Genomic DNA, 25,523 nt, shown 5'->3' on the forward strand with positions numbered 1-25,523 from the left:
CTCAGAACTGCTCCGTCTCCGTCGAGCCCTTGAGGGCGGTGGTCGAGCTGTCCGGGTTGAGGGCCGTGGACACCGCGTCGAAGTAGCCGGTGCCGACCTCGGCCTGGTGCTTGGTCGCGGTGTAGCCGTCGGCCTCGGCCGCGAACTCGGCCTCCTGCAGCTTCACGTACGCGGTCATGCCGCTCTCGGCGTAGCCGCGGGCCAGCTCGAACATCGAGTGGTTGAGCGCGTGGAACCCGGCGAGCGTGACGAACTGGAACTTGTACCCCATCGCGCCGAGCTCCTTCTGGAAGCGGGCGATGTCGGCGTCGTCCAGGTTCTTCTTCCAGTTGAACGACGGCGAGCAGTTGTAGGCGAGCATTTTGCCCGGGTGCTCCTGGTGGACCGCCTCGGCGAACTCGCGCGCGAACTCGAGGTCCGGTTTCCCGGTCTCGACCCAGAGAAGATCGGCATAATCCGCGTACGCGACACCGCGCGCGATCGCCGGCGCGGGCCCGCTCTTGACCCGGAAGAAACCTTCGGCGGTGCGCTCACCGGTCAGGAACGGCTTGTCCCGCTCGTCGACGTCGGTGGTGAGCAGGTCGGCGGCGAGCGCGTCGGTGCGGGCGATGACCAGCGACGGGACGCCCAGCACGTCGGCCGCGAGCCGGGCCGCGTTCAGCGTGCGGATGTGTTGCGCGGTCGGGATGAGAACTTTCCCGCCGAGGTGGCCGCACTTCTTCTCGCTGGCGAGCTGGTCCTCCCAGTGCACGCCCGCGGCGCCCGCCTGAATCATGGCCTTCATCAGCTCGAACGCGTTGAGCGGGCCACCGAAGCCGGCCTCGGCGTCGGCCACGATGGGCGCCAGCCAGTCGCGCTCGTGCCGCTCATCGGGGTTTGCTCCGGGTTCTCCGCGCCGTCCGGAGGACCCGGCGCCGGCGGCATACCGAGCCGCGGTGTCGATCTGGTCGGCCCGCATCAGGGCGTTGTTGATCCGCCGGACCACGGCCGGCACCGAGTTGGCCGGGTAGAGCGACTGGTCCGGGTACGTATTTCCGGAAAGGTTGGCGTCGGCCGCGACCTGCCAGCCGGAGAGGTAGATGGCCTTGAGGCCGGCCCGCACCTGCTGGACCGCCTGGCCGCCGGTGAGCGCGCCCAGCGCGTTGATGTAGTCCTCGCTGTTCAGCAGCTCCCAGAGCCGCCGCGCGCCGCGCTCGGCCAGGGTGTGCCGCTCCTGGACGGTGCCGCGGAGCTTGACCACGTCGTGCGCGGTGTAGCTGCGCTTGATGCCGAGCCACCGGGGATCGCCGGCCCACGCCCTGGTGAGGTCCGCAGCGGTACCGCCCCTGACTTCGGTCAGCTGATCAGTCATTTCAAGTCCCTTCCAGTACGCCTGTCGCGTTGTTTTTGACTCTGACGTACGCCGCAAGAGGCCAGGGAGGCGTTTGTGACGAGAAGAAACGCGGAATTTCTGCTAACGTCAAAACCCGTGACGGCTTCACTTTCGGACGGCACCGTTGACCTGGTCACCCTCGGGCAGCGGCTGCGTCACCAGCGCAAATCCAAGGGCATGACGCTCGAGCAGCTCAGCGAGGCGGTCGGCCGGGCGCCGTCGCAGCTGTCGCTGATCGAGAACGGCAAGCGCGAGCCGAAACTTTCCGTGCTGCAGGGCATCGCCGCCGCGCTCGGCGTGCCGCTGCAGGATCTGCTGCGGGCCGAGGCGCCCAGCCGGCGGGCCGGGCTCGAGATCGAACTCGCTCATTTCCAGCGCGAGCAGACGTACGAAAGCTTGGGTCTGCCCTTGGTCCGCGGCGGCCGCAGGCTGCCGGCGGACGCCCTCGAAGCCCTCGTGGGTCTGCATCGCGAGCTGGCGCGGGTGCTCGCCGAGCGCAGCGCGACCCCCGAGGTGGCCCGGAAGGCCAACGCGCGGCTGCGGGACAACATGCGCGAGCGCGACAACTATTTCGCCGAGATCGAGGCGGCGGCCGCCCGGGTGTTGCAGTCGGTGCGATACACGACCGGGCCGCTGTCGCAGCGCGGCATCCTCGACATCGCGGCATCGCTGGGCTTCTCGCTGCACTACGTGAACGACCTGCCCGGCTCGACACGCTCGGTGACGGACCTGAAAAACCGGCGCATCTACCTGCCCCAGGTGGCCAGCGGCAAGGGCCACGACCCACGCGCGGTGGTGCTGCAGACGCTCGGGCATTTCGTGCTCGGCCACAACGACCCGTCCGACTACGGCGACTTCCTGCGCCAGCGCGTCGAGGCCAACTACTTCGCCGCCGCGCTGCTGATGCCGGAAAAGTTCGCGGTCGAGTTTCTCCGCGACGCCAAGGCCGACCGGGCCCTGGCCATCGACGATTTCCGCGACGCTTTCGGGGTCTCCTACGAAACCGCCGCGCACCGCTTCACCAACCTGGCGACCCACCACTTCGGGATCCCGGTGCATTTCACCCGGGTCCACGAGAACGGCATCGTCTACAAGGCGTACGAGAACGACGGCGTCCGCTTCCCGTCCGACGTGACCGGCGCCATCGAGGGCCAGCCGATCTGCCGCAAGTGGGCGTCGCGCACCATCTTCCAGTCCGAGGACCCGTATTCGTCGTTCTACCAGTTCACTGACACCTCGGCCGGCACGTACTGGTGCACCGTCCACATCGAGTCGACCCGCTCGGGCGAATTCTCGGTGACGGTCGGGACGCCGTACGAGCACGCCCGCTGGTTCCGCGGCGGCGACACGACGCGGCGGACGGTGTCGCGCTGCCCCGACCCGGACTGCTGCCGCCGGCCGCGGGCCGACCTGGTGGAACGCTGGTCGGGCAACGCGTGGCCGAGCGCCCGGGTGCATTCGCACCTGCTGGCGGCGTTGCCGCCGGGCACGTTCCCCGGGGTCGACAACCAGGACGTGTACGAGTTCTTGGAGCGCCGCGCCTAGACACCGCGGTGAACAACCACCTCACCGCCGTTGCTCACCTGCGGTCCTGCGCTGCCTTTGCTCTGCTCACCTGCGGTAAGCACAGCCCGGTCGCCTCGGGTCGATGCGGGCGAAGCGCCTCATCATGGACGCCCGCGCGCGCCCGGGCGCCTGGCGTGGGCGCTTCCTGTGGGTGAGCAGAGCAAGCGTTGCGAACACCCAGCTCAGACCACGGAACAGACCTGGGTCCCGGAACCTCGCCAGGTACCCGGTTCGAGCTCGCCGTGGCACCACGCGGCAGCTCGCCCACCTGGTGGGCGCGATGGCCGCCGGGGTCAGCCTGGGTCAGCCGGCCGGCGGGTGCTCCGTGACGTTCTGCAGGTAGAGGGGCTCGCCCAGCTTCTCGAGCAGGGCCAGCTGGGTCTCCAGATAGTCGACGTGGTGTTCCTCGTCGGCCAGGATGTCCTCGAAGATGCGGGCCGACGTGATGTCGCCGATCGAGCGCATGTACTCCAAGCCCCGGCGCAGCCGGTCGACGGCCTCGATCTCGACCTTGATGTCGCACTCGAACTGCTCCCTGACCGACTCGCCGATCCGCAGCGGGAACAGCCGCTGGAAGTTGGGCAGGCCCTCGAGGAACAGGATGCGGTCGGTGAGCAGCTCGGCGTGGCGCATCTCGTCGATCGACTCGGCCCGGGTGTGCTTGGCCAGCACGCCGTAGCCCCAGTTCTCCTGCATCTTGGCGTGCAGGAAGTACTGGTTGATCGCGGTGAGCTCCGCGGTGAGCTGCTCGTTGAGGAACTCGATGACCCGAGCGTCGCCGTGCATGCCTACCCCCAGATTCGGACTAATCGGGGGTAACTGTACGTTCCCGGACGGACTACGCGGCGTAGGGCAGCTGCGTGTCGCCCGCCTCCTCCTCGATCAGCTCGCAGATGCGATCGAGGCAGCTTCCGCAGCCGGTGCCGGCCCCGCACGCGTCGCCGACCGACTCCTCGGAGCGCGCGCCACAGCGGATCGCGGAGCGAACCTCGTTCTCGCGAACCATCTGGCAGACACAGACGTACATGGGCGGCGTTCCTTCGTCGGTAAGGCTTACCTTCGTAAGGCTGCCCTAAAATGCCCGTTCACGCAAACCCCGCACTGCCCGCGGCGGTCACAAGATCATCGGATTCGGTCATCGGTGACCTAGCGGTCCCGGTGGGATGCTGAGGGTCATCCCCGAACCACCGCCGGGAGGTCACCGAAGATGCTGCCGCTGCGCACCGCCACGCTGTCCGACCTGAAGGATCTCGCCGTCCCGACCTACGACCGGTCGCGGTTGACAACCGGGATCGTGCACTTCGGGGTGGGCGGTTTCCACCGCGCCCACCAGGCGATGTACCTGGACCGGCTGATGAGCGCGGGCACGGCCCACGACTGGGCCATCTGCGGGGTGGGGGTGATGCCGGCCGACCGGCGCATGCGGGACGTGCTGCGGGCCCAGGACGGGCTGTACACGCTGGTGGTGAAGGCGCCCGACGGCGGGCTCGACGCGCGCGTCATCGGGTCGATCGCCGAGTACCTCTACGCCCCCGACGACCCGGAGGCGGTGATCGAGAAGATGGCCTCCCCCGGCGTCCGGATCGTCTCGCTGACCGTCACCGAGGGCGGGTACAACTTCAACGCGGTGACCGGCGAGTTCATGGCCGACAACCCGGACGTCCGGCATGACCTGCAGCCGGGCGCGTCGCCGCGCACCAGCTTCGGTCTGATCACCGCCGCCATCGAGCGGCGCAAGGCCCGCGGTCTGGCGCCCTTCACCATCATGAGCTGCGACAACATCCAGGGGAACGGGGAGGCGGCGCGGCGGTCCTTCGTGGCGTACGCCCGATTGCGCGACCCGGGCCTGGCCTCCTACGTCGCCGAGAACGTCAACTTCCCGAACAGCATGGTCGACCGGATCACCCCGGTGACCACCGACGACGACCGCGAGCAGGTGCGCAAGCGGTTCGGCGTGGACGACGGCTGGCCGGTGGTGTGCGAGCCGTTCACGCAATGGGCGCTGGAGGACAGATTCGGCAGTGGGCGGCCGCCGTTCGAGGACGCCGGCGTGCAGGTGGTGCCGGACGTCGAGCCGTACGAGCTGATGAAGCTCCGCCTGCTCAACGCCTCGCACCAGGGGCTGTGCTACTTCGCCTGGCTCGCCGGATACCGGCTGGTCCACGACGCGGCGCAGGACCCGCTCTTCGCGCGCTTCCTCCTGGCGTACATGGAACGGGAGGCCACCCCGACGCTGGCCGAGGTCCCCGGGGTCGATCTCCGCGAATACCAGCATCAGCTGATCGACCGGTTCTCCAACGCGCAGGTACGCGACACCGTCGCGCGGCTGTGCGCGGAAAGCTCCGACCGGATCCCGAAGTGGCTGTTGCCGGTGATCCGGCGAAACCTGGAGACCGGCGGCGAGATCCTGCTGTCCACCGCGATCGTGGCGTCCTGGGCCCGGTACGCCGAGGGCGTCGACGAGCAGGGACGGCCGATCGAGGTGGTCGACCAGCTCCGCGATCGGCTGGTGGCCAACGCCCGGCGGCAACGGTCGGAGCCGCTCGCGTTCATCGAGGATCGGGAGGTCTTCGGTGATCTGGCGGACGACGAGCGCTTCGTCTCGGCGTACACCTCGGTCCTGGGAAGCCTGCACCGCAAGGGAGCGAAAGCGACCCTCGAAGATCTCGTGTCGGGTCTGGTATAGCTCCGGCTTGTGCCGGGGTGTCAGCATGAGCCGGTGACCCTGCCGCTGCGTGTCAACGTCGCGCCGGAGCGGGCCGAGGCCGCCCCCGGCGACAACCTGCAGTTCGACGTCACCGTGCGCAACGCGAGCGACATCGTGGAGCACTACGGCGTCGAGATGCTCGGCCTGCCCGACGGGGCGACCGTGCGTGCCGAGCCCGAGGTCGCCAAGCTGCGCCCGGCCGAGAGCGCCACCCTCACCGTGCGCGTGACTCTGCCGGTGCAGCCGCCGCCACCCGCGGGAACGTATGTGGTGGGCGCGCTGGTGCGCTCGCCCTACCGGCACGATGTCTCACGCTGCGTCGAGGTGCCGATCCAACTGGCGAGCGTCGAGCAGATCACCCTGCGGACCACGCCCGAGGTGGTCAACGGCGGGAAGTCCGGCCAATTCACCGTCGAGGTGTCCAACGGCGGCAACGCGCCGGTGCGGCTGCTGCTGAACGCGACCGACCCCGAGCGGCGGGTCAGCGCGGTGTTCCAGCCGGCCTATCTGGACCTGCCGCCCGGGGTCGCGGCGCGGGCGTTGCTGGCGGTCTCGGCGCCGTTGCCGTGGAATCGCGAGAAGCAGCGGCAGTTGACCATCACGGCCGCTCCCGAGGTGCTGGGCGCCACCCCGGTGACCGGTACGGCGTCGTTCGTGCAGCAGCCCCGGTTCGCGTCGAAGTTCGCGAAGTTCGGCGGGATCGCGGCCGGGGTCGTCGTGCTGGCGGCCGCCATCGCGGTGCCGGCGTTGCTCGCCCGCGGCAACGACAAGCCCTCCCCCACGGCCGCCGTCCAGCCCGCGCCGACCGTTCCGGCGGCGCCGACCGGGGCCCAGCAACAGCAGCAGGCCAGCGCGGCGCCGCCGGCCACCTCGGCCGCCGCCTCGGCGGCGCCGGCCGCCACGAACTCCGCGGCCGCCGCCACGTCGGCCGCGCCGCCACCGGCCACGGACCCGCCGGCGAACAACGGCGGCGGGCTGCGCGAGGTCGACCTGACCTCGCCGCCGGACGGCGTCGTGCCGTCGGACGCGTTCCGCAACCAGGGCTTCCTGGTCAGCGCGGACCCGGGGACGATCGCCGTGCCGGGCTGCGAGAACGCCCGCAGCGCGGCGGTGCTGACCGATCAGGCCAGCAACCGCCGGTTCCTGACGTCCAGCTCGCCGGACGACCCGACCAGGTGCCACGAGGTGCCGCTGCTGCTGGACTTCCTGCCGGGCGGCCAGGCCGGCGCGGTGCAGGTGATCCCGGTTGTGCCGAACTCGCTGGAGATGGAGGCGACGTTCGTCGACCTGACCCGCCAGCCTGCCCCCGGCCTGGTGGTCACGGCCGAGCTGGCGAAGGCGCACGGCGGGGTCGACTACGTGACGATCAAACCGGCCGCCGCGGGCGCGCCGGTGGCCGTGTCGAAGCTGCGCTTCGCCCCGGTCGGCTGAGCGTTTTCGCGGCCGGCGTCGGCATAGGCTCCGGGCATGCGGGTGGCTTTTGCGAGCGACGACGAGAACGAGACGACGCGGGCGGTGGTCAAGGCTCTGGCCGATGACGGGTACGAGGTCATCGGGCCGGACGGGTCGCCGGGCTGGCCCGACCTGGGGCGCTTCGTCGGGCAGGCGGTCGTCGACGGGCGGGCCGACTACGGCGTGGTGATGTGCTGGACCGGCACCGGCACGGCGATCGCGGCCAACAAGGTGCCCGGCGCGCGGGCGGCGCTCGCCTGGGACCCGTGGATCGCCCGCGGCGCCCGGCTGTGGAACGACGCGAACGTGCTGGCGATGAGCCTCAAACGGCTCGCGCCGGACGTCGCGGTCGAGGTGTTGCGCGCGTTCCTCGAGACCCCGCGGCCGGATCCGGACGAGGCGGAGAGCATCGCCCGGCTCCGGAGCCTGGACCGCCCCCGGTGACGCCGCCGCCGGCCATCGGCGGTCCGGCCCCGGCCGACGTCAGCGCGATGTCCGAATCCCGCCAGCATGCGGGCGCCGCCGGCGGCAGAGTTGACCGGGAACGAAGCCGACCGCGAAGGAGACGACGATGACCGCCTGGACCACCATCACGAGCCCGGTGGGCGAGCTGCTCCTGGTGGGCGACGGGGCCACGCTGACCTCGCTGTCCATGCCGGGCCGGCGGAACGTGCCGGCCGGCGCGCGCCGGGACGCGGCCCCGTTCGCCGGCGTCATCCGCCAGGTGGCGGCGTACTTCGCCGGCGAGCTCACCCGGTTCGACATCCCGTTCACCCCCGGCGGCACCGACTTCCAGCGGCGCGTATGGCACGCGCTGGAGGGGATCCCGTACGGCACGACCACCACGTACGGCGCCCTCGCCGCGCGGCTCGGGCTGCCGCGCGACCGGATCCAGGCGCTGGGCGCGGCGGTCGGCGCGAACCCGCTCCTGCTGGTGCGCCCGTGTCACCGCGTCATCGGCGCGGACGGCTCGATGCGCGGCTACGCCGGCGGGGTCGAGCGCAAGGTTCAACTCCTCACCCACGAGGGCGCGCTGCAGCCCGCGCTCCTCTGAAGTCCGGTCCCCGGGCCGTTGCGGACAGCGGCCGCGCGCCCTTGCCGGGTGCGCGGCCGCATCGCGGGAGCGGGTCAGGTCGCCAGGAAGGATCGGATCCGGGTGAGCGTGACGGTGTCGGCCAGGTAGCCGATGTGGGTCTGGCACACGACGTAGTTGTTGGTGGCGCCGCTCAGCACGGTGCTGGTGAACGGGATGATGATGCCGTCGCACGGCGAGTACCACGTCGCGTAGCGGGTGCTGCCGGGCGTCTCGTCGCCCGCGCTCAGCGTGCGAATGAACGACGAGCCCGGATACATCTGCTGGCAGGTGACGAAGGCCAGGCAGGCGGCGGCGTACGTGGTGCCGTGGTTGGCGCCGGCGATCGAGGCCAGGTGCCGGACGTACTGGGCGCCGCCCAGCTGCTTGAGGTACCACAGGCTGACCAGGCCGCCCATCGAGTGGTTGACGATGTCGACCTGCGCGGCGCCGGTGCGGGCCCGGACCTGGCTGACGTAGCTGGCCAGCCCCTGGGCGTTGGTGATGTTGTTGCCGTACGAGTTGTACTCGTACGCGAACAGCTGGCTGCTCGAGTACCCGCCGGCGCGGAACACCGACATCGCGGTGGTCCAGTTCGAGGCGCTGCCGGTGTAGCCGTGCACGAAGATCACCGGGGTGCCGGGGGCGGCGGCCGCCGGCGGAGCCGGGCTCAGCGCGAGCGCGGCCAGCACGGCGGTGAGGAGGACGACGAGACGACGCATGAAACCCTCCAGGAAGTTCGGGGTTTCTGCATCCTCCGTGCATCAAGAGGGGTCACGCATCGGCGAAATCGCCGGTGGTCGATGTCAGCGCCGGTCAAATCCTCGACACCCGGATCGGCGGGGTACGGGAGCGTTTTCAATACAGTCGGGGGCATGACGACACCGGTGATCATCGACTGCGACCCCGGGCACGACGACGCGCTGGCCCTGCTCCTCGCGCTCGGCAGTCCTGGCCTCGACCTGCTGGGCGTCACCACCGTCGCCGGCAATCAGACGCTCGAGAAGACGACCCGCAACGCCCAGCGGATCCTCGCGCTCGCCGGCGCCGGCACGATTCCGGTCGCGGCCGGCGCCGGCCGCCCACTCGTCGGCGCCCTCACCGTCGCCGCCGACATCCACGGCGAGTCCGGGCTGGACGGACCCGACCTGGACGGACCGGTCGCCGAGGTCGCCGGCGTGCACGCGGTCGAGCTCATGCGGCGGCTGATCCGGGCGCGGGACGAGCCGGTCACGCTGATCGCCACCGGGCCGCTGACCAACGTCGCGCTGCTGCTGAGCCTGCATCCCGAGGTGCTGCCCCGGATCGCGGAGGTGGTCTTCATGGGCGGCTCGACCGAGCGCGGCAACACCACGCCGTACGGCGAGTTCAACATCGTCACCGACCCCGAGGCGGCCGACATCGTGCTGCGCTCCGGCCTGCGCACCACGATGATCGGGCTGAACGTCACGCACCAGGCCCTGGCGACCGACGAGATCATCGCCGAGTTCCGGGCCATGGACACCCGGGTGGGCAGCGTCTGCGCCGAACTGATGACGTTCTTCGCGGACGCGTACCGGCGGAACTTCGGGTTCGGCCACCCGCCCGTGCACGATCCGGTGGCGGTCGCGCGGGTGATCGACCCGGCGATCGTGCGGACCGAGAAGGTCGCCGTCGCGGTCGAGCTCGCCGGCACGTACACCCGCGGCGCGACCGTCGCCGACCTGCACCGCCGCACCGGGCGTGAGCCGAACGCGGACGTCGCGGTGGGCCTGGACGTGGAAAGTTTCTGGCGCCTGCTGATGGCGGCGGTGCGCAACGTCAGTACTGCAGGTACTGCCGGGTCAGTTTCGCGACCTTCTGCACCAGCGTGATGCCGCCCTCCATCGACTTGTTGTCGTGCGAGAGCACGGCCACCGCCACGTCGACGTCGTCCGAGGTCACCCGGCCGATCGTGTTGACCGCCCAGAGCCCGCCGTCGGCCGAGCGGGTGTCCCAGCCGTTCTTCACGATCGCGGTCTCGCCGGTCTTGGCGATCGACGGGACGCCCCAGTCCTGAGCCGAGCTCACCGTGCTCATCAGGGTGAAGGCGGTCTTGCGGGAGCCGGCGTCGAGCGGGCCCTTGGTGTCGGCCAGCTCGGCGAGGAGCCGGATCTGGTCGTCGGCGGTGGTGCGGGTCAGGCCCCACGAGCTGTTGACCACGGTGTGGGTGAGACCGAGCCGCTTGTTGCACTTCGTGAGGCCGCTGCGGGCACCGACCCGCTGGAACAGCGACGTCGCCGCGTTGTTGTCGCTCAGCCGGATCATGGGCTTCGCCAGGGCCATCTCGGTCTTCGTCGGCTCGCGCCCGGCATCCTGGTCCGTCAACAGCACGCAGGCGAGGATCTGGGCCTTCACGATGCTGGCGGTGTCGTATTTCTCGGCGCCGCGGTAGGCGTACTTGGCACCGGTTTTCCGGTCGAGAACCGCGACGGAGAACTCGGGCGAGGTGGCGTCCAGCTTCCGGAGCGCCGCGTCGAGGGCCTTGACCTGCTTGTCCCGCTTGGCCTTGGCCAGTTCCTCGGGACTGGGGCCGGTGGGCGACGGGGACGCGGCGGCCGACGAGGGCTTGTCGCCGTGGATCAGCGAGCTCGGCGACAGGCTGGTGGCGGCGTCCGTCCCGCCGAGGCCCAGGGCGATCAGGCCCCCGCCGCCGAGGATCACGGCCGCGGCCACAGCGAAGATCGCGATTCGGTTGCCACGCACCCGTGCATACTGCCGCACCGCCCGGCGCTCATCAAACTAGGCTGTTTTCGTGGTGCGGAGGCGGGTGCTGGTCTCGGGCGTCGTGCAGGGCGTCTTCTTTCGCGACACCTGCCGCCGGGTGGCCGGCCAGCAGGGGGTCGCGGGCTGGGTGCGAAACTTGCGGGACGGGCGGGTCGAGGCGGTTTTCGAGGGTACGGCGGAAAATGTCGACCGGCTCGTCGCGTGGTCGCGGCGTGGCCCGGCCGACGCCGAGGTCACCGGCGTCACCGTCGCGGAGGAGCCGCCCGAGGGGCTGACCGCCTTCGAGATCCGCTAACCCAGCGGGAGCCGCATGACCACCCGGCGTGGTGACGGGCGCGCGATCACGGTGAAGCCGCACGCCGCGAACAGGCCCTCGGTGCCCAGGTAGCGGTCGTCCTTGTGCGGCCCCGGCCCGGCCAGCGGAAAGCCCTCCACCGCGGTGGCGCCCTGCGCGCGGGCGGCGTCGACGGCCGCCTCCAGCAGAAGTTTCGTGGTGCCGCGGCGACGTTCGCCGACGCGGACGAAGAAGCACGGCACCATCCAGACCTCGCCGTCCTCCGCGGCGTCGCGCGATTTCATCAGCGGCGATCGCAGCACCCGCGCGTAGCGGGAGCGCGGGCCGATCGCGCACCAGCCCACCGGCCGGCCGGCGTCGTAGGCGAGCACGCCGAACGGCTCGCCGGACGACGAGACCGCCTCCTCGAACCGGGTGCGGTTGAGACCGCCCCAGCCCTGGTCCATCTCCTTCGAGGAGAGCAGAAACCACATGCAGTAGCAGGCTCGCATCGTGGCGTTGCTGTCGAAGAGCGCGCCGAGATCGGGCAACACCTCGGCGCCGACTTGCCGGAATTCCACGAAATCTCCTAGCTTCGCAACCTCTTGAGGGCGGCCCGCACGTCGGCCTCGGCGACCACCCGATCGGTGCCGGCCGCGCCCGCGCACGCCTCGTCGAGCAGGTGCGTCGCCGACGCCGGGAGCGTGCCGAGGTGCTCGGCGGCGAGCGTGGCGCAGAGCGGGAGCGCGGCGTCGTCGATGCGCACGTCGTGGTGCGCCTCGTAGCGGGGCCGCACCGCGGCGAGCATCTCGGCGGCGGCCGGCGCGCTCGGCGTGCTCACCGCAACTTTCTGCAGCAGATGCGAAAGCCGCGGGTCCAGCTTCTCGTAGGCGTCCGGCGACGACGTCGTGATCAGCTGAAGCTCCTGGCGTTCCAGGGCGGCCCGCACGAACACGGCGAGCAACGGACCGTGATCGCCGGGCAGGCCCTCGAACGGCGCCAGCTCCTCGGTCAGCACGACGGCGTCGCGCAGGGCGGCGAGCAGCGCGGTGATCCGCCACTCCGCCTCGGCGCGGGTGTCGGCGCCCACGGCGACCAGTGCGAAATCGACGGCGTACACCTTGGCGCCGGACGACGACGCGAATCCCTCGGCCACCGCCCGCCGGCCCGCGCCCGGCGACCCGACGAGGACCGCGCTGTTGCGGGTGCGCCGGCTGATCACCTGCCGCAGCCGCTCGATCTCCGCGTCCCGCCCCGCGACCGGCCGCGGGTCCACGACGCGGGCGTACCTCTCCAGCACCGGGACCGCGCGCGCGAACGCCCGCAGCGGACCGGGCGCGGGCATCGACGAGGTCATCGCCGTCACATGCGTGACCGGGGACGGCCCGGCCGAGCCGGCCGGCGGCGCCGCCAGCACCCGGCGCCGGATCTCGCCGGGGTCGGCGCCCAGCCCGGTGACCACCCGCACCGCCGCGCTGTCGGTCTGCCGTAGCAGCCCGAGCAGCAGGTGCTCGACGCCGATGGTGCCGTCGCCGATCTCCTTCGCCTCGAGCATCGCCTGCTCGAGGGTCTTCTTGGCCGGCGGCGTGAACGGAATGTGCCCGCTCGCCTCGCGCTGCCCCCGGCCGACGGCCTCCTCGACGCGCGCGCGGACCTGGTCGGCGGAGAGCCCGGCCGCCGCCGCGACGTCGCCCTGGTCGAGCAGCCCGAGCAGCAGATGCTCGGTGCCGATGTAGTTGTGCTGGAGCAGGCGCGCCTCCTCCTGCGCCAGGACGACGACCTGACGCGCCTGACTGGTGAACTTCTCGAACATGTGGCGCCTCCCGAAGCCGGTAGGGGCAGCATCGACGGTACGACAAAGCGGGCCGGCGTTTCGCTCCCGTCCCGGCCGGCGCTGCCGATAGGCGCGTCGGGAGGGTCGATGGGCGAGGTGACGCGACAGGCGGCGAGGCTGCTCGAACGGGCGCAGAGCGGGCACGCCCGCGCGGTGCTGGGCGAGGCCGAACGCGTCCTGGCGGCGCGCACCGGCGACATCGCCGACGGGCCGGCCTGCATGCATTTCGTCCGGGCCATCGCCCTGGTCAACCTCGGCGATCCGGACGTGTCGCTGCCCGCGCTCGACCTGATGGCCCGCGCCGCCGAGCGGGAGGACAGCCCCGGCTGGCTCGCCTGCGCGCTGGCCACCCGGGCCGCACACCACCTGCGGCGCGGCGACGCGTACGAGCTCGACGACGTGCTGCACGACCTGGTCGCCGCGGAGACCGTGGCGGTCGGCGAGACCGAGCCGATCGCCGCGGTCAACGCCCGGGTCGCGGTCGCCATCGGCTACTTCGAGCTGCGCCTCTACGAGCGGGTCGGCCCGCAGTACGACGCCGCGTACGAGATGAGCCCGCCCGGCAGCGGGAACCGGGCGATGTGGCTGTTCAACCAGGCCGAGATGCACCTGTTCTGGGCCTTGGAGCTGTACCAGGTCGGGCAGGTCGCCGAGGCCGAGTCGCACACCGCCGCGGCCGAGGACTTCGCGCTGCGGGCGGCGGCGGAGGCGGACGGGCCGGACGCCCCGGCCTGGCGCGACTACGCCAGGCTCGCGGCCGCGTGCGCGAAAGCGGACCGGGACGACCCGGCCGGCGCGGCCGTGGAGATCGCCCAGGCCCTCGCGGCGCTGACCGCCCGCGGGGTGAGCCCGGCGGCGCTGGCGTACTCGCGGCCCTTCCACGCGGTGGCGCTGCTCCGATCCGGGCGGGAGGCGGACGCCCTCGCGGTGCTGGAGCGCGCGGTGGCGGACCTGCCACCGGACGCCGGCTGGCTCATCGAGTCGGCCACCCACCGCACCCGGGCGGTCCTGCTGGCCGCGCGCGGGTCGCGGGACGCGGCGGTCGGGCTCTCCTACGGGGACACGCTCGCCGCGCAACTGTGGCGGCAACGTTCGCGCACGCTGCAGACGGTCACCGCGATGAAGTCGCTGGAGCTGTTGCGCCGGCAGCACGAACAGACGGCCCGGGCGGCGGCGCTGGACGCGGTGACCGGGATCGCCAACCGCGGCGCGTTCGACCGGGCGGTGCGGCAGGCCCAGGCCCGGCCGGCCGACCTGGTCACGGTCGTGCTGGTGGACACCGACAAGTTCAAGCAGATCAACGACGCGGCGGGGCACGCGGCCGGGGACGCCGCGCTGCGGGCGATCGCGACCGCCCTGGCGGCCCAGCTGCGCCCGGAGGATCTGCTGGCCCGCTTCGGCGGCGACGAGTTCGCGGCCCTGCTGCCGGGCGCGGATGCCGATCTCGCCGTGGCGATTGCCGAGCGGATGGTGGCGGCCGTCCGGGACATCCCGGACTGTCCGGCGACGATCAGCGTCGGGGTGGCGGCCGCGGCCGCCATCGATCTTCCGGAGACGCTGCGCCGCGCCGACGAGGCCATGTACCGGGTGAAACGGCGCGGCGGCGACGGCGTCGAGTCGTTCGGGGATCAGGCGATGCGCGCGGCCTGAGCGGCCGCGGCCCCGGAGGCCCGGCAGTGACGCCGGTCACGTCGCGTCACGCCGGGGCGGGCGGTTCTCATCTCGCGGGCATGACAGACATCGTGATTCTCGGCGCCGGTTATGCCGGCATGGCGGCGGCGATCCAGCTGGCCGCCCGCAAGATCCGGCCGGCCGCGGGCGACGCTCAGCTTTCCGCGGGCGACGCTCAGCTTTCCGCGGGCGACGTCCGGGTGACGCTGGTCAACGCCGGCGACCGGTTCACCGAGCGGCTGCGGCTGCCGATGGCCGCGACCGGGCAGGAGGTCGCCGAGCTGCGCATCCCGTCGTTGCTGGCCGGCACGGGCGCGCGCTTCGAGCAGGGCTGGGTCACCTCGGTCGACCTCGATCGGCGCACGGTTTCGCTCGAGGACCGCAAAATCAAATTCGACTTTCTGGTGTACGCCCTGGGCGCCGTCCCCGACACGTCGTCCGTCCCCGGGGCGGCAGAGCACGGCTACACCGTCGAGGACGCGGAGCTGCTGCCGTCGCGGCTGGCCGCGGCGAAGCACGTGGTGGTCGGGGGCACCGGGCTGACCGGCGTCGAGTCGGCCGCCGAGATCGCCTCGCGGTACCCGTCGGCGACCGTCACGCTGGTGGGCCGGTCGGCTCCGGGCGCGACCATGAACCCGCGGGCCGGGGACTATCTGCGCCGGGCCCTCGCGCGGCTCGGTGTGCGCACGGTCCAAGGCGAGATCGACAAGGTGCTGCCCTCGGGCGTACGCGTCAATGGGGTCTTTCTGCCCGGCGACGTCTTCCTGTGGGCGGGTGGCACGAAAATTTCTCCGCTCGCCGCGGGCATCGAGACCGACGCCCGGGGGCGCATCGTCACCGATGAGGCGCTGCGGTCGGTCTCGCACCCGTTCGTGTGGGCGGTCGGCGACGCGGCGGCGATCCGACAGCCGTACGGGATCATGCACGGCACGTGCCAGGGCGGCATGCCCACCGGGGTGCACGCGGCGCTGTCGATCATTCGCACGCTGGCCGGAAAGGAGCCCAGAAAATTTCGGTTCGGCTACTACCACACCCCGGTCAGCCTCGGCCGCGGCGACGGCGTGGTCCAGTTCACCCACGGCGACGACAGCCCGCGCCGCTTCTACCTGACGGGCCGGCTCGCCGCCCGCTACAAAGAAGTGGTGACCGCGTCGCCCTGGCCCACCTACCGCCGCATGAAGCGGTTCCCCGCGTCGGGCGCGTTCTGGCCGCACGGGAAGCGCTCATGACCGGCGACCGCGCCGCCGGTGTCTTCGATCGGCACCGCAACCTCCTGTTCGCCGTCGCCTACCGCGTCCTCGGCTCGGCCGCCGACGCCGAGGACGCGGTGCAGGACGCGTGGATCCGCTGGTCGTCGGCCGACCGCTCGGAGGTGGCCGACCCCAAGGCGTATCTCGCCCGCATCGTCACCAACGAGGCCCTCGCCCGGCTGCGCGCGGCTCAGCGGCGGCGCGAGGTCTACGCCGGGCCGTGGCTGCCCGAGCCGATCCTCACCGACTCGCCGGCCGACCCCGACTCGGTCTCGATGGCGATGCTCGTCGTGCTGGAGACCTTGAGCCCGCTCGAGCGGGCGGTCTTCGTGCTGCGCGAGGTCTTCGACTTCAGCCACGCCGAGATCGCCGCCGCGGTCGACCGCTCCGAGGAGTCGGTGCGGCAGGCCGCGCATCGGGCTCGCGCCCACGTCACGGCCCGGCGGCCGCGCTTCGCCGCCACCCGGGCCCAGCAGCGGGAGGTGACCGACCGTTTCTTCGCCGCCGCCACCGGCGGTGACGTGAACGCGTTGATGGAGCTGCTGTCGCCGGACGTGACCCTGTGGACCGACGGCGGCGGCAAGGTCCGCCAGGCCCTGCGCCCGGTCGTCGGCGCCGCGGTCGTGGCCGCCTGGTTCGCCTCGCTCGGCACGGCCACCTACCAGGGCGTCGCCCCGGCCGACATGAGCGCGGCGCCGGCCGAGATCAACGGCATGCCGGGCATGGTCTTCCGCGGCCACGGACGGGTGATCGCCACGATCACGCTCGACATCTCCCCGGACGGCCGGGTGGTCGCCATCCACAACGTCGCGAACCCCGACAAACTCGGCGCGGTGGCAAGTGGCGACCATTACCGGGTATAGCGGAGGCTCATGCGGCTCCCACTACGCCTGACCTCGCTGGCGGCCGGCGCGATCCTGCTGCTCGCGCCGTCCGCCCTGCTCGCCGTCCTGGTCGTCGGCCGGGTCGGCTGGCTCGACCGGCTCGACCGGTCGGTGACCGACGCCCTGCACGGCTTCGCGCTGGACCACCCCGCGTGGGTCGACGCCATGACCTGGTGGAGCCTGGTCTTCCACCCGAACACGTGGCGGGTGGCGGCCGTGGGCTTGGTGATCTGGCTGGCCCGCCGCCGGCGCTGGCCGCCGGCCTGGTGGGTCGCCGTCACGATGGCCGCCGGCGGCATCCTCGGCGGCCTGCTCAAGCTCCTGGTCGGCCGGGACCGGCCGGACCTGCTCGACCCGGTGGCCCGCGCGACCGGCTACTCGTTCCCGTCCGGCCACGCGCTGAACAACGCGCTCGGCGCCGCCGTCTTCCTGATCGTCCTGCTGCCGTACACGGCGGGCCGGCCCCGCGCCCGCTTCTGGCTCTGGGCCGCCGCCGTCGCGATCCCGCTGGTGACCGGCCTGAGCCGGGTGGCGCTCGGCGTGCACTGGACCAGCGACGTCGTCGCGGGCTGGCTGCTCGGCGTCGCGGTCGCGCTGATCGCCCGGCGCGGGCTGCCCGCCGGCCGCCGGGAGCTATCGAGGGAAAAGGTCGCGGATGGTGACGGGATCGGATCCGGCAACGCATAGAAGGGCGGCGAACCGGGTAGAGCGCGATCCATGCCCGAGACCGCAGCAGCCGCACGAAACTATGTGGATCTGCCCCATGTCGCCGCCGTGGCCAAGCGAATCCTGCTGCCCGTCGCCGCGCTCCTGCTCGCGATGATCGGCCTCGGGCTGCTGGTCACCAGGGTGCTCGGCGACGTGTGGCCGTTCACCGCCGAGGACGGCGTCAACCGGTACTTCGCCGCCCACCGCGACGGCCCGCTCAACGTGCTCACCGAGATCTTCAGCCTGATCGGCAGCACGCCGGTCATCATCGCGGTCACCGGCATCGCCGCCGTACTCCTGCTGCGCAAGCTGCGTAGCTGGCGCGAGCCGCTGTTCCTCTGCGCCGCGGTCAGCGCGCAGGCGATCGTCTTCTTCTTCACCACCCTGGTGATCGACCGGCAGCGCCCCGCCGTCAAGCACCTGGACGACTCCCCGCCGACCTCGAGCTTCCCGTCCGGCCACACGTCGGCGGCGTTCGCCCTCTACGCCGGCCTGGCCCTGGTGCTCGCCCACCAGGTCAACCGGACGTGGGCGAAATGGCTCTGCTGGGCCCTGATCCTGGTGCCGGTCGGCGTGGCCGTGTCCCGCCTGTACCGCGGCATGCACCACCCGAGCGACGTCACCGCGTCGTTCCTGAACGGCGCGCTCTGCGTCACCATCATGGCGCTGGCGATCCTCGATCGTCGCGTGCCGTGGGCAAACCCTCATAAGATCGGCTCGTGACCCTCACCGAGACCGATCTGACCTTCCTGCGGCGCTGCGTGGACCTGGCCCGCGAAGCCCTCGACGACGGCGACGAGCCCTTCGGCTCGGTCCTGGTGTCGGCGGCGGGCGAGGTCCTCTTCTCCGACCGCAACCGGGTGAAGGACGGCGACGAGACCCGGCATCCGGAGTTCGAGATCTCCCGCTGGGCGGCCCGCAACATGACCTCCGGGGAGCGGGCGGCGGCGACCGTCTACACGTCGGGCGAGCATTGCCCGATGTGCGCGGCCAGTCACGGCTGGGTGGGGCTGGGGCGCATCGTGTACGCGCTGTCGAGCGCCCAGCTGGTCGAGTGGCGGACCGGATGGGGCATGCCGGCCTCGCCGGTGGCCGCGCTGCCGATCACCGCCGTCGTCCCCGGCGCGGTTGTCGACGGGCCGGCGCCCGAGCTCGAGGCGGAGCTGCGCGCCCTGCACCAGCCGTCGTGACCGTGCGAGTCCTGGTCTGGGGCGAGAACCGCCACGAGCAGATCGACCAGCACGTACGAGACCTCTATCCGGACGGCATGCACACGACGATCGCCGCGGGCATCGCGGAGAACCTCGGGGACGAGGCGCGGGTCTCCACGACCACCCTGGACGAGCCCGAGCACGGCCTCACCGAGCAGGTCCTGGCCGGCACCGACGTGCTGGTCTGGTGGGGGCACGCCGCCCACGGCGAGGTCGCCGACGACGTCGTGGACCGGGTGCACCGGCACGTGCTGTCCGGCCTGGGCCTGGTGGTGCTGCACTCCGGGCACTGGTCGAAGATCTTCGGCAGGCTCATGGGCACCACGTGCACCCTGCGGTGGCGCAGCGAGCGGGACCGCGAGCTGGTCTGGACGGTCAACCCGACCCACCCGATCGCCCAGGGCGTGCCGCACCCGATCGTCATCGAGCAGCAGGAGATGTACGGCGAGTTCTTCGACATCCCGGCCCCGGACGAGCTGATCTTCCTCTCCACCTTCAGCGGCGGCGAGGTGTTCCGCTCCGGCTGCACGTTCCGCCGCGGCCACGGCAAGATCTTCTTCTTCTCCCCGGGCGACCAGGACTACCCGGTCTACCACCACAGGGACGTCCGCCGGGTGATCGCCAACGGCGTCCGGTGGGCGGCCGGCGACCGGCCGCGGGAAACTCCGACCCTGCTCCGGTACGAGTCCGGCGACTTCTTCCACGGCCACGGCTACACCGGGCCGATCGATGACTGAGCCGCTGCGGCTGCTCCAGGTCGGCGCCGGGCAGATGGGCCGGGCCTGGCTGGCCGCCATCCGGGCCGACCCGGACGTCGAGCTGGTCGCGCTGGTCGACCTCGACGCGGGGCTCGCCCGCACGGCGGCCGGCGACCACGGCTACCGCGACGTCCTCGTCGGCCCCGACCTGACCGCGGTCCTGGCCGAGGCCCGGGCCGACGCCATGGTCAACGTGACGATCCCCGAGGCGCATCGGGCCACCACGATCCCGGCGCTCGCCGCCGGGCTGCCGGTGCTGTGCGAGAAGCCGATCGCCCCCACGGTCGCCGAGGCCCGCGCGATGGTCGACGCGGCCGAGCGCCACGGGCGGCTGCTGATGGTCTCCCAGTCCCGCCGCTACTCCCCCGGCCTGGCCGCGTTCCGGCGCCTGATCGCCCGGATCGGCCCGATCGGCACGGTCACCTGCCAGTTCTTCCGGGCGCCACGCTTCGGCGGCTTCCGCGAGGAGATGGCCGATCCCCTGCTGCTGGACATGGCGATACACCAGTTCGACCTGGCCCGCCTGCTGACCGGGGCCGACCCGCTGACGGCCGGGTGCGACGCGTACAACCCGCCGTGGAGCTGGTACGCGGGCAACGCGGCCGCCGAGGCGACCTTCGTGCTCGCCGGCGGCATCCGGTTCACCTTCAGCGGCAGCTGGTGCGCGCCCGGCCTGGAGACCTCCTGGAACGGCGCCTGGCGGGTCAGCGGCGCCGGCGGCACCGCGGTGTGGGACGGCGACCACGCGCCCGCCGCCCAACTGGCCGACGGCACCGTCCTGACCGGCGAGGTCGGCGCCGAGCCGGAGGGGATCGCGGGTTCGCTGACCGAGTTCGTGCGCTGCGTCCGCGACGGGCGGCGGCCGGACTCGGCCGCCGCCCGCAACATCGTCAGCCTGGCCATGGTGGAGGCCGCGGTACGCTCCGCGGCCGAGCACCGGATCGTCGCGATCGCGGAGGTCCTCGGCGCCGCCCCGTGAGCGGCGCCGGCTCGCCGCGCGGTGCCGTGGCAAGCGTCAGGGCTTGAACCGGCGGACCTCCTGCGGCCAGCCGCACGCCACCGCGATCTTGCCGGCCCACATCCGGGCGGTCTCCTCGTCGGGCACGTCGACGATGGTCAGCCCGCCCAGGAACTCCTTCGTCTCGACGTACGGCCCGTCGCTGAACAACACCGAGCCGCTCGTGGCGTCCGCGCTGAAGACCGGCCCGTCCTCTTCCTCAAGGCCACCGGCGAAGACGTACGCCCCGGCGGCCTTGATCTCCTCGATGACCGCGCGGGAGAGCGGCCCGCGCCCGCGGAACCACTCCTCGGTGTGGTCACCCACCCACTGCTGGTTGAAGTAGATGAGGTACTTGGGCATGGTCGCTCCCTCTGCTCGGCCGGACCCGCTGTCCGGCTCCACCTACGCTACGAACGGCGCCCGGCCGATCCGACAGCCGCCGGCCGGAAATCTCGGGCCATCCGGATACGCGGATCAATGCGGCAGGCGCTCCGGCGAGATCCGGATCGTGAGGCCGGCCTCGGGAACCACCAGGGCGAGCTCCACCCGATCCCGGCTCGGGCGCGAGCCCTGCCACGCCGCCACCGCGTTCACCAGGGCGCCGATCAGGATCGGGCCCCGGGCGGCCAGCGACAGGCAGAACACCATGCCGGACGGGACCGGGCGGTCAGGACCGAGCCGGCCCTCCGCGAACACGAGCCCACCCTCGCGCCGGAGGGCCGGCTCGCGCAGCAGCCAGGACGTCAGGCTCTCGGAAACCGCCCGGTCCGCCGTGCTCAGCCAGAGCTCCCAGCGTTCGCCGTCCGTGTCGGCCTCGTACGCCAGCCGGCGGCGGAGGTCGTCCACCCGATCGCGCAGCGCGGGATCAAGCCGGTGGGCGCTGCGGACGCATTCTTCGAGCACGCCGACCAGCGTGGCGCGCCGGGGCACGTCCCGCTCGGCCCGATCGGCCAGGGCCCTGACGATGCGGTCGCCCTGACGATGCCGGGCCTGGCCCACGGCCATCACCAGGGTCGCGCGCCAGAGCAGCTCGTGCGCCCGTTCCACCATCAGTTCGATGTCGTCGTTGTGCAGGAAGTGCTGAGCCGCGAGGTATTCCTGGAAGGTCAGGTGCAGGAAGCGGATCCGGCCCCGCTCCGGTTCGACCAGGACGCCGCTCTCCACCAGCAGGGAATCGAGGACCTCGCGCGGGTGCGGCGCCGGCTTGGTGAGGGTGGACCGGGTGTGCTCGAGACGGTCCAGCACCCGGTCGTCCGGAAGCTCGGTCCATCCGTTGCCCACCATGTGTCCGGCGAGGTCCTCCAGGAAGATGGAGGCCAGCGACCGGGGCAGCCGGTCCCGGCCGAGACCCCGCTCGACATCCCGCCGCTCGATCATCATCTCGACGAAGGCCGCGTAGATGTCGGATCCCTGGAGCCACTCCAAGCCGCGATCGAGGTAGACGCCGCAGATCAGCGTGCACATCAGCGGGCTGGTGGCGAGCTCACGCAACTGCGGGCTGCTGCGGACCACCCGGACGACCTCCCGGCCGAGCTGGACCGCTGTCCGGTCGCCGACGCGTTCGGGCACCACCGGGCCGACCGTGGCGAACCACCGGGTGGCGAGATCGGCCACGCCCGCGTCGTCGAGCTGATTCAGCGAGGCGACGGCGAAGCCGAGGTCGGTCAGCACGGCCGGGTCGATCACGGCCTGCCGGGAGGAGACCACCAGCCGGCACTTCGGATAGCGCTGCACGAGCTGGGTCAGCCAGTGCCGGATCCGCGGCAGCTGCTTCTGGCCGAACTCGTCCAGGCCGTCCAACAGGAAGATGACCTCGCCGAGCGCGGCGCGGCGATCGAGCGTGTCGTTGGTGATGCTCTCCCGCAGCGACGGGCGGGCGTACTGCAGGACGAAGTCGGTGACCGAGCGCGGCTCCTCCTCCGGGGCCGCGCCGAGGCGGCTGCCCGGCAGGTAGACCGGGAGCAGCTCGTTGTGCTTCTGCAGGAGGCCGTCGAGGGACTTGCGCGCGCCGTCGACGGCGAGCCAGCGCAGCAGCGCCGTCTTTCCGGACCCCGCCGGACCGTTGAGATAGAGCCGGGGGAAGTCGGCGAGGGCCCACTCGACCGGCATGTCCTCGCCCTCGACGGTGACCCGTGGCCGGCTGTAGGTGCGGCTCAGCGAGAACCGGCGCAGCGCGGCGGGCAACGTGAAGCCGACGATCTCGGCCTGGTCGAGGCCGGTGACCAGCGCCAGCCGGTACGAGTCGTCGCCGCCCCCGGCGGCCGGCAGCTCGCTGAGCCGGGCGCGCAGCGTGCCGTCGATCTCGTCGCCGTTGCGCAGCAGCTCGGCCACGACGTAGGGGCTGGACTCGGGAAGCACGGACACGACCGTCAGCAGCACCGCGACGGTCTTCGCCAGGAGCACTTCGTACACCCGTTGCTCGGCCTCGAGGACGAGGCTGACGTGGGAGCGCTCCTTGATGATCGCCAGCAGCCGATCCTGCTCCATGCCCCCGGGCCCCATGAGGTCGGCGGGCGACAACGACGCCTGCTCGAGGGCGGACCGCACGGCGTTGACGACCCGCGTGCGGGATTCCTCGTCGAGCTGCTCGTAACCGGCGTCGGCGGAGAGACCGGCGATGACGGTGTCGGTGAGCGATTCCAGCCGCCGGGTCAGGCGGCGCCGGTCCAGGGGATCGGCGACCTCGGTGTCGAGGAAGTGGTCGAGCGGCTCGCTCCGGCTCTTCTGGCGCCGCAGCCAGAACTCCATGGCCACGCGGATGACGTTGGAGCCGAGCGCTACGACGGGCGCCACGTCCATCAGCTCTGCTCCTCTCGATTTGCGATCATTTCGTCCAGGGCCGCCTTATCCGGGTGATCATCCCACGCCTGACGGATCAACTGCCGCGCCGCCGCGTCGGCCCGGGCGGCGACGGTCGCCAGCGCGGCGAGATCTTCCCGCCCGGCCAGGGCCAGCACGGCGGCGGCCGTGCCCGTTCCGGCCGGCTCCTGCTGCGTGAGCGGATCGAGCGCGGCCTTCCCGACCGCCACGACGCGGTCGACCTGTTCCGGGGAAGCCGGCGGTAGCAGGTCCGCCGTCGCCGCCCGGATCGAGTTCCGCAGATCGCGCTCGACCTGGGGCATCACGTGCAGCACGACCCGCGCCACCTCGGACCGGCCGTGCTTGACCAGCCGGCCCAGCAGGTCGTCGGCGGCCGGCTGGGGCAGGAAGGCGGCCGCGGCCACCACGGCGTCGCGCTTCTCCGCGGTCGCCGCCCAATGGGCGAGCTGGCCGACGAACTCGCGGTCCGCACGGAACTGGGCCGCGAGGGTGGCACGGACCGCGTCCCGGACGAAGGCCAACCGCCCGTCGTCGCAGCGGCGGAGCATCCGGTGCCGATCGACCAGCTCGTCGACGGGCGGCGTACGGCCCAGCCACGTCGCGGCCTGCGCCGGGGTGAACTCCTCGTCGTTCTCCGCCGAGTGGTGCGCCAGCTCGAGCAGATCCTCCCAGTCGCCGTCGGCGAGCGGCCCGGCGTCGCTCGCCGCTTCGAGCACCTGCCTGACCAGGATCTTCCGGTCGTCGGGAAGGGTGAACCCGCTGCCGAGGAGGGTGCGGCACAGCGCGGCCAGGAAGTTCGGCCCCGCGCACAGGCGGCGGATGTCCGAGCACCGGCCGATGGCCATCAACAGCTCGCGGCGGGCCTTGCGGACGTCGTCGCGCTCCGTCTCGGTCGCGCACTCCTCGGCCACCGCCTCGTGCCAGCGCAGCACGAAGCGATCGACCTCGGGGGGCGACAGCTCCAGCAGCCGCATCTCGCGCAGCCCGAGCGCGGCGCGGGCCGCCGCGGGCACGGCCGACCGGGCGTTGACGACCACGACGCAGCCGGCCGCCATCGCGTCGCCGATCAGACGCATGACCCTCTTGTCTGCGGGGTTGGCGTTGTCGAGCAGCAGGAGCATCTGGCCGCGCTGGATCAGGCGCTCCTCCCACCCGGCCGGGGCGCGGCTCGCGAGGCGGCCGTCCAGCCCGGCCAGGGCACCGGCCGGCACCGGCTCGACGTCCCCGGTCAGGTCGAAGTAGAGCGGCACCTTCGAGCGCCACTGCTCGACCGGCAGGCCACCCGCGAGCGCCTGGAGCGCCACGTACCTCAGCAGGAAGGTGCGCCCCGAGCCGGCCGCGCCCCGGACGATCCAGCCCCGGCCCGCGGCGAGCAGCTCGAACAGCTGCCCGGCCGCGCCGTCGACCTCGGCGCGCGGCTCCTGGAAGACGGCGTCGACCGAGAGCTCGATCTCGGCTCCGCTCGGGCTCGTCGCCCGCACCGCCGGCATGAGCTCGCGGGCCTCGAAGCGGTAGTCCCAGGTGAACTCGTCGTCGTCCCACTCGGTCTTGCGGGTGAAGAGGCGGACGTCCTCGCCGCGGCGGCGCTCCAGGATGAACTGCAGGATCCGGCCGTGCAGGTACGCGTTGTCCAGGAACAGCCGTTCCAGGCGATGGCAGATCTCCGCGACCAGCCGGCGGTAGGCGCCGGCCGCCTCTCCGAGGTCGTCCTCCAGTCCGGCCGGCGCGGCGGCCAGGTAGATGCCGGTCAGCCGCTGGGCGGACAGGCCGATGTCGGCCAGGCTACCGGGGTCGAGCTCGACGGACTCGAAGGTCGCGACGACCATCTCGGCGGCGCGGTCGACGTCGTCGTCCGGAAAGGACCTCTCCACGCCGCGCGCGACCTTCTTGGTGAGGCCGCCGACCGCCTCCTCGATCTGGATCGCCAGTTCCTTCGCGGGGTCGGCGCCGGTCTTCTTTTCCAGCGCCCAGGCGCCCAGCTCGCCCGCGAGCGTGCCACCCGGGCCGGGCAACAGGGCGCCGACGGCCTTCACCAGCACATCCGCCAGCCGCAGCTTGGTTTCTCGGCTGACCCGGCTCACTGGTGGCGAAGTCCTTTCCGAGCACGTGGACCCATGCCCGGGCAGCGGCACGGGTCAGCAGGGAGAGTACCGCGAGGACGATCAGGACGACGATGGGCCGGCCCACGACCGGACGCTC

Annotated in this window: 25 protein-coding genes; 15 read left to right on the forward strand and 10 right to left on the reverse strand. The window is 72.1% G+C overall.

The window, feature by feature from the left end:
• Position 1: 1 nt before the first annotated feature.
• On the reverse strand, positions 2-1,351 hold the full coding sequence (aceA, locus tag ACFQS1_RS24750) for an isocitrate lyase (RefSeq protein WP_465263217.1): 1,350 nt from the start codon (positions 1,349-1,351) through the stop codon (positions 2-4).
• 117 nt (positions 1,352-1,468) lie between these two features.
• Between aceA and ACFQS1_RS24755 the strand changes: the two genes are divergently transcribed.
• Complete coding sequence (locus ACFQS1_RS24755) at positions 1,469-2,917, forward strand: helix-turn-helix domain-containing protein (RefSeq protein WP_378972513.1); 1,449 nt, start codon at positions 1,469-1,471, stop codon at positions 2,915-2,917.
• A gap of 324 nt (positions 2,918-3,241) precedes the next feature.
• Here ACFQS1_RS24755 and bfr read toward each other — a convergent pair whose 3' ends face one another.
• Positions 3,242-3,724: a bacterioferritin gene (gene bfr / locus ACFQS1_RS24760; protein ID WP_378972515.1), complete on the reverse strand. Its 483-nt coding sequence runs from the start codon at positions 3,722-3,724 to the stop codon at positions 3,242-3,244.
• A gap of 52 nt (positions 3,725-3,776) precedes the next feature.
• Entirely contained in the window at positions 3,777-3,965 is a 189-nt protein-coding gene (locus ACFQS1_RS24765) for a (2Fe-2S)-binding protein (protein WP_378972518.1), read from the reverse strand.
• 180 nt (positions 3,966-4,145) lie between these two features.
• Here ACFQS1_RS24765 and ACFQS1_RS24770 point away from each other — a divergent pair, with 180 nt between their 5' ends.
• The 4 genes from ACFQS1_RS24770 to ACFQS1_RS24785 all read left to right on the forward strand — a co-directional run bounded on the left by ACFQS1_RS24770 (position 4,146) and on the right by ACFQS1_RS24785 (position 8,151).
• Positions 4,146-5,624, forward strand: a complete 1,479-nt coding sequence (locus tag ACFQS1_RS24770) for a mannitol dehydrogenase family protein (protein ID WP_378972520.1) — start codon at positions 4,146-4,148, stop codon at positions 5,622-5,624.
• Between the two features lie 33 nt (positions 5,625-5,657).
• Complete coding sequence (locus tag ACFQS1_RS24775; protein ID WP_378972522.1) at positions 5,658-7,076, forward strand: COG1470 family protein; 1,419 nt, start codon at positions 5,658-5,660, stop codon at positions 7,074-7,076.
• 36 nt (positions 7,077-7,112) lie between these two features.
• The gene (locus ACFQS1_RS24780) at positions 7,113-7,541 is read left to right on the forward strand and encodes an RpiB/LacA/LacB family sugar-phosphate isomerase (protein ID WP_378972525.1); all 429 of its coding nucleotides are present in this window, start codon (positions 7,113-7,115) and stop codon (positions 7,539-7,541) included.
• 127 nt (positions 7,542-7,668) lie between these two features.
• Positions 7,669-8,151, forward strand: coding sequence for a methylated-DNA--[protein]-cysteine S-methyltransferase (locus ACFQS1_RS24785; protein ID WP_378972527.1), 483 nt, complete (start codon positions 7,669-7,671; stop codon positions 8,149-8,151).
• Between the two features lie 74 nt (positions 8,152-8,225).
• Here the strand turns inward: ACFQS1_RS24785 and ACFQS1_RS24790 are convergent, their stop codons facing one another.
• Positions 8,226-8,891 carry an esterase/lipase family protein gene (locus ACFQS1_RS24790; protein ID WP_378972529.1) on the reverse strand — a complete coding sequence of 222 codons (666 nt, stop codon included), beginning with the start codon at positions 8,889-8,891 and terminating at the stop codon, positions 8,226-8,228.
• 153 nt (positions 8,892-9,044) lie between these two features.
• Between ACFQS1_RS24790 and ACFQS1_RS24795 the strand changes: the two genes are divergently transcribed.
• Positions 9,045-10,022, forward strand: a complete 978-nt coding sequence (locus tag ACFQS1_RS24795) for a nucleoside hydrolase (protein WP_378972531.1) — start codon at positions 9,045-9,047, stop codon at positions 10,020-10,022.
• Here the strand turns inward: ACFQS1_RS24795 and ACFQS1_RS24800 are convergent.
• Complete coding sequence (locus tag ACFQS1_RS24800) at positions 9,970-10,893, reverse strand: serine hydrolase (protein ID WP_378972533.1); 924 nt, start codon at positions 10,891-10,893, stop codon at positions 9,970-9,972. The genes ACFQS1_RS24795 and ACFQS1_RS24800 overlap by 53 nt on opposite strands.
• A gap of 49 nt (positions 10,894-10,942) precedes the next feature.
• On the opposite strand from ACFQS1_RS24800, the gene ACFQS1_RS24805 reads away from it, so the two are divergent.
• On the forward strand, positions 10,943-11,209 hold the full coding sequence (locus ACFQS1_RS24805; RefSeq protein ID WP_378972535.1) for an acylphosphatase: 267 nt from the start codon (positions 10,943-10,945) through the stop codon (positions 11,207-11,209).
• Here ACFQS1_RS24805 and ACFQS1_RS24810 read toward each other — a convergent pair.
• Both ACFQS1_RS24810 and ACFQS1_RS24815 read right to left on the reverse strand, forming a co-directional pair.
• Positions 11,206-11,769, reverse strand: a complete 564-nt coding sequence (locus ACFQS1_RS24810; protein ID WP_378972537.1) for a GNAT family N-acetyltransferase — start codon at positions 11,767-11,769, stop codon at positions 11,206-11,208. The genes ACFQS1_RS24805 and ACFQS1_RS24810 overlap by 4 nt on opposite strands.
• An 8-nt stretch (positions 11,770-11,777) precedes the next feature.
• Positions 11,778-13,001, reverse strand: coding sequence for a Clp protease N-terminal domain-containing protein (locus tag ACFQS1_RS24815; protein WP_378972539.1), 1,224 nt, complete (start codon positions 12,999-13,001; stop codon positions 11,778-11,780).
• A gap of 108 nt (positions 13,002-13,109) precedes the next feature.
• Here ACFQS1_RS24815 and ACFQS1_RS24820 point away from each other — a divergent pair, with 108 nt between their 5' ends.
• The 8 genes from ACFQS1_RS24820 (at position 13,110) to ACFQS1_RS24855 (ending at position 20,483) form a co-directional block, all read left to right on the forward strand.
• Positions 13,110-14,672 (forward strand): diguanylate cyclase, encoded by a 1,563-nt coding sequence (locus ACFQS1_RS24820; protein WP_378972541.1) that lies wholly within the window; start codon positions 13,110-13,112, stop codon positions 14,670-14,672.
• Between the two features lie 80 nt (positions 14,673-14,752).
• The gene (locus ACFQS1_RS24825; protein ID WP_378972543.1) at positions 14,753-15,922 is read left to right on the forward strand and encodes an NAD(P)/FAD-dependent oxidoreductase; all 1,170 of its coding nucleotides are present in this window, start codon (positions 14,753-14,755) and stop codon (positions 15,920-15,922) included.
• Entirely contained in the window at positions 15,919-16,806 is an 888-nt protein-coding gene (locus ACFQS1_RS24830) for an RNA polymerase sigma-70 factor (protein ID WP_378972545.1), read from the forward strand. Before ACFQS1_RS24825 ends, ACFQS1_RS24830 begins: the two co-directional genes overlap by 4 nt.
• Before the next feature lie 9 nt (positions 16,807-16,815).
• Positions 16,816-17,514 carry a phosphatase PAP2 family protein gene (locus tag ACFQS1_RS24835; protein ID WP_378972547.1) on the forward strand — a complete coding sequence of 233 codons (699 nt, stop codon included), beginning with the start codon at positions 16,816-16,818 and terminating at the stop codon, positions 17,512-17,514.
• 30 nt (positions 17,515-17,544) lie between these two features.
• The gene (locus ACFQS1_RS24840) at positions 17,545-18,258 is read left to right on the forward strand and encodes a phosphatase PAP2 family protein (protein WP_378972549.1); all 714 of its coding nucleotides are present in this window, start codon (positions 17,545-17,547) and stop codon (positions 18,256-18,258) included.
• On the forward strand, positions 18,255-18,725 hold the full coding sequence (locus ACFQS1_RS24845) for a nucleoside deaminase (RefSeq protein WP_378972551.1): 471 nt from the start codon (positions 18,255-18,257) through the stop codon (positions 18,723-18,725). Before ACFQS1_RS24840 ends, ACFQS1_RS24845 begins: the two co-directional genes overlap by 4 nt.
• Complete coding sequence (locus tag ACFQS1_RS24850) at positions 18,722-19,483, forward strand: ThuA domain-containing protein (protein ID WP_378972553.1); 762 nt, start codon at positions 18,722-18,724, stop codon at positions 19,481-19,483. Before ACFQS1_RS24845 ends, ACFQS1_RS24850 begins: the two co-directional genes overlap by 4 nt.
• Positions 19,476-20,483 carry a Gfo/Idh/MocA family protein gene (locus ACFQS1_RS24855; RefSeq protein WP_378972555.1) on the forward strand — a complete coding sequence of 336 codons (1,008 nt, stop codon included), beginning with the start codon at positions 19,476-19,478 and terminating at the stop codon, positions 20,481-20,483. Before ACFQS1_RS24850 ends, ACFQS1_RS24855 begins: the two co-directional genes overlap by 8 nt.
• Before the next feature lie 36 nt (positions 20,484-20,519).
• Here ACFQS1_RS24855 and ACFQS1_RS24860 read toward each other — a convergent pair whose 3' ends face one another.
• The 3 genes from ACFQS1_RS24860 to ACFQS1_RS24870 all read right to left on the reverse strand — a co-directional run bounded on the left by ACFQS1_RS24860 (position 20,520) and on the right by ACFQS1_RS24870 (position 25,405).
• Entirely contained in the window at positions 20,520-20,864 is a 345-nt protein-coding gene (locus tag ACFQS1_RS24860) for a YciI family protein (protein WP_378972557.1), read from the reverse strand.
• 114 nt (positions 20,865-20,978) lie between these two features.
• The gene (locus ACFQS1_RS24865; protein WP_378972559.1) at positions 20,979-23,303 is read right to left on the reverse strand and encodes an NACHT domain-containing protein; all 2,325 of its coding nucleotides are present in this window, start codon (positions 23,301-23,303) and stop codon (positions 20,979-20,981) included.
• Positions 23,303-25,405 carry an NACHT N-terminal Helical domain 1-containing protein gene (locus tag ACFQS1_RS24870; RefSeq protein ID WP_378972561.1) on the reverse strand — a complete coding sequence of 701 codons (2,103 nt, stop codon included), beginning with the start codon at positions 25,403-25,405 and terminating at the stop codon, positions 23,303-23,305. The genes ACFQS1_RS24865 and ACFQS1_RS24870 overlap by 1 nt, the downstream gene beginning before the upstream one ends.
• Positions 25,406-25,523: the final 118 nt, after the last annotated feature.

The organism is Paractinoplanes rhizophilus (assembly GCF_042664765.1).
GTDB classification, from domain to species: domain Bacteria; phylum Actinomycetota; class Actinomycetes; order Mycobacteriales; family Micromonosporaceae; genus Actinoplanes; species Actinoplanes rhizophilus.

Excerpts from the sequence above, each read along its gene's own strand:
- ACFQS1_RS24830 (WP_378972545.1), top strand. The coding sequence starts at position 15,919 with ATGACCGGCGACCGCGCCGCCGGTGTCTTCGATCGGCACCGCAACCTC.
- ACFQS1_RS24820 (WP_378972541.1), top strand. The coding sequence starts at position 13,110 with ATGGGCGAGGTGACGCGACAGGCGGCGAGGCTGCTCGAACGGGCGCAG.
- ACFQS1_RS24815 (WP_378972539.1), bottom strand. The coding sequence starts at position 13,001 with ATGTTCGAGAAGTTCACCAGTCAGGCGCGTCAGGTCGTCGTCCTGGCG.
- bfr (WP_378972515.1), bottom strand. The coding sequence starts at position 3,724 with ATGCACGGCGACGCTCGGGTCATCGAGTTCCTCAACGAGCAGCTCACC.
- ACFQS1_RS24840 (WP_378972549.1), top strand. The coding sequence starts at position 17,545 with ATGCCCGAGACCGCAGCAGCCGCACGAAACTATGTGGATCTGCCCCAT.
- ACFQS1_RS24785 (WP_378972527.1), top strand. The coding sequence starts at position 7,669 with ATGACCGCCTGGACCACCATCACGAGCCCGGTGGGCGAGCTGCTCCTG.
- ACFQS1_RS24835 (WP_378972547.1), top strand. The coding sequence starts at position 16,816 with ATGCGGCTCCCACTACGCCTGACCTCGCTGGCGGCCGGCGCGATCCTG.
- ACFQS1_RS24855 (WP_378972555.1), top strand. The coding sequence starts at position 19,476 with ATGACTGAGCCGCTGCGGCTGCTCCAGGTCGGCGCCGGGCAGATGGGC.
- ACFQS1_RS24780 (WP_378972525.1), top strand. The coding sequence starts at position 7,113 with ATGCGGGTGGCTTTTGCGAGCGACGACGAGAACGAGACGACGCGGGCG.
- ACFQS1_RS24790 (WP_378972529.1), bottom strand. The coding sequence starts at position 8,891 with ATGCGTCGTCTCGTCGTCCTCCTCACCGCCGTGCTGGCCGCGCTCGCG.
- ACFQS1_RS24795 (WP_378972531.1), top strand. The coding sequence starts at position 9,045 with ATGACGACACCGGTGATCATCGACTGCGACCCCGGGCACGACGACGCG.
- aceA (WP_465263217.1), bottom strand. The coding sequence starts at position 1,351 with ATGACTGATCAGCTGACCGAAGTCAGGGGCGGTACCGCTGCGGACCTC.
- ACFQS1_RS24765 (WP_378972518.1), bottom strand. The coding sequence starts at position 3,965 with ATGTACGTCTGTGTCTGCCAGATGGTTCGCGAGAACGAGGTTCGCTCC.
- ACFQS1_RS24825 (WP_378972543.1), top strand. The coding sequence starts at position 14,753 with ATGACAGACATCGTGATTCTCGGCGCCGGTTATGCCGGCATGGCGGCG.
- ACFQS1_RS24770 (WP_378972520.1), top strand. The coding sequence starts at position 4,146 with ATGCTGCCGCTGCGCACCGCCACGCTGTCCGACCTGAAGGATCTCGCC.
- ACFQS1_RS24860 (WP_378972557.1), bottom strand. The coding sequence starts at position 20,864 with ATGCCCAAGTACCTCATCTACTTCAACCAGCAGTGGGTGGGTGACCAC.
- ACFQS1_RS24865 (WP_378972559.1), bottom strand. The coding sequence starts at position 23,303 with ATGGACGTGGCGCCCGTCGTAGCGCTCGGCTCCAACGTCATCCGCGTG.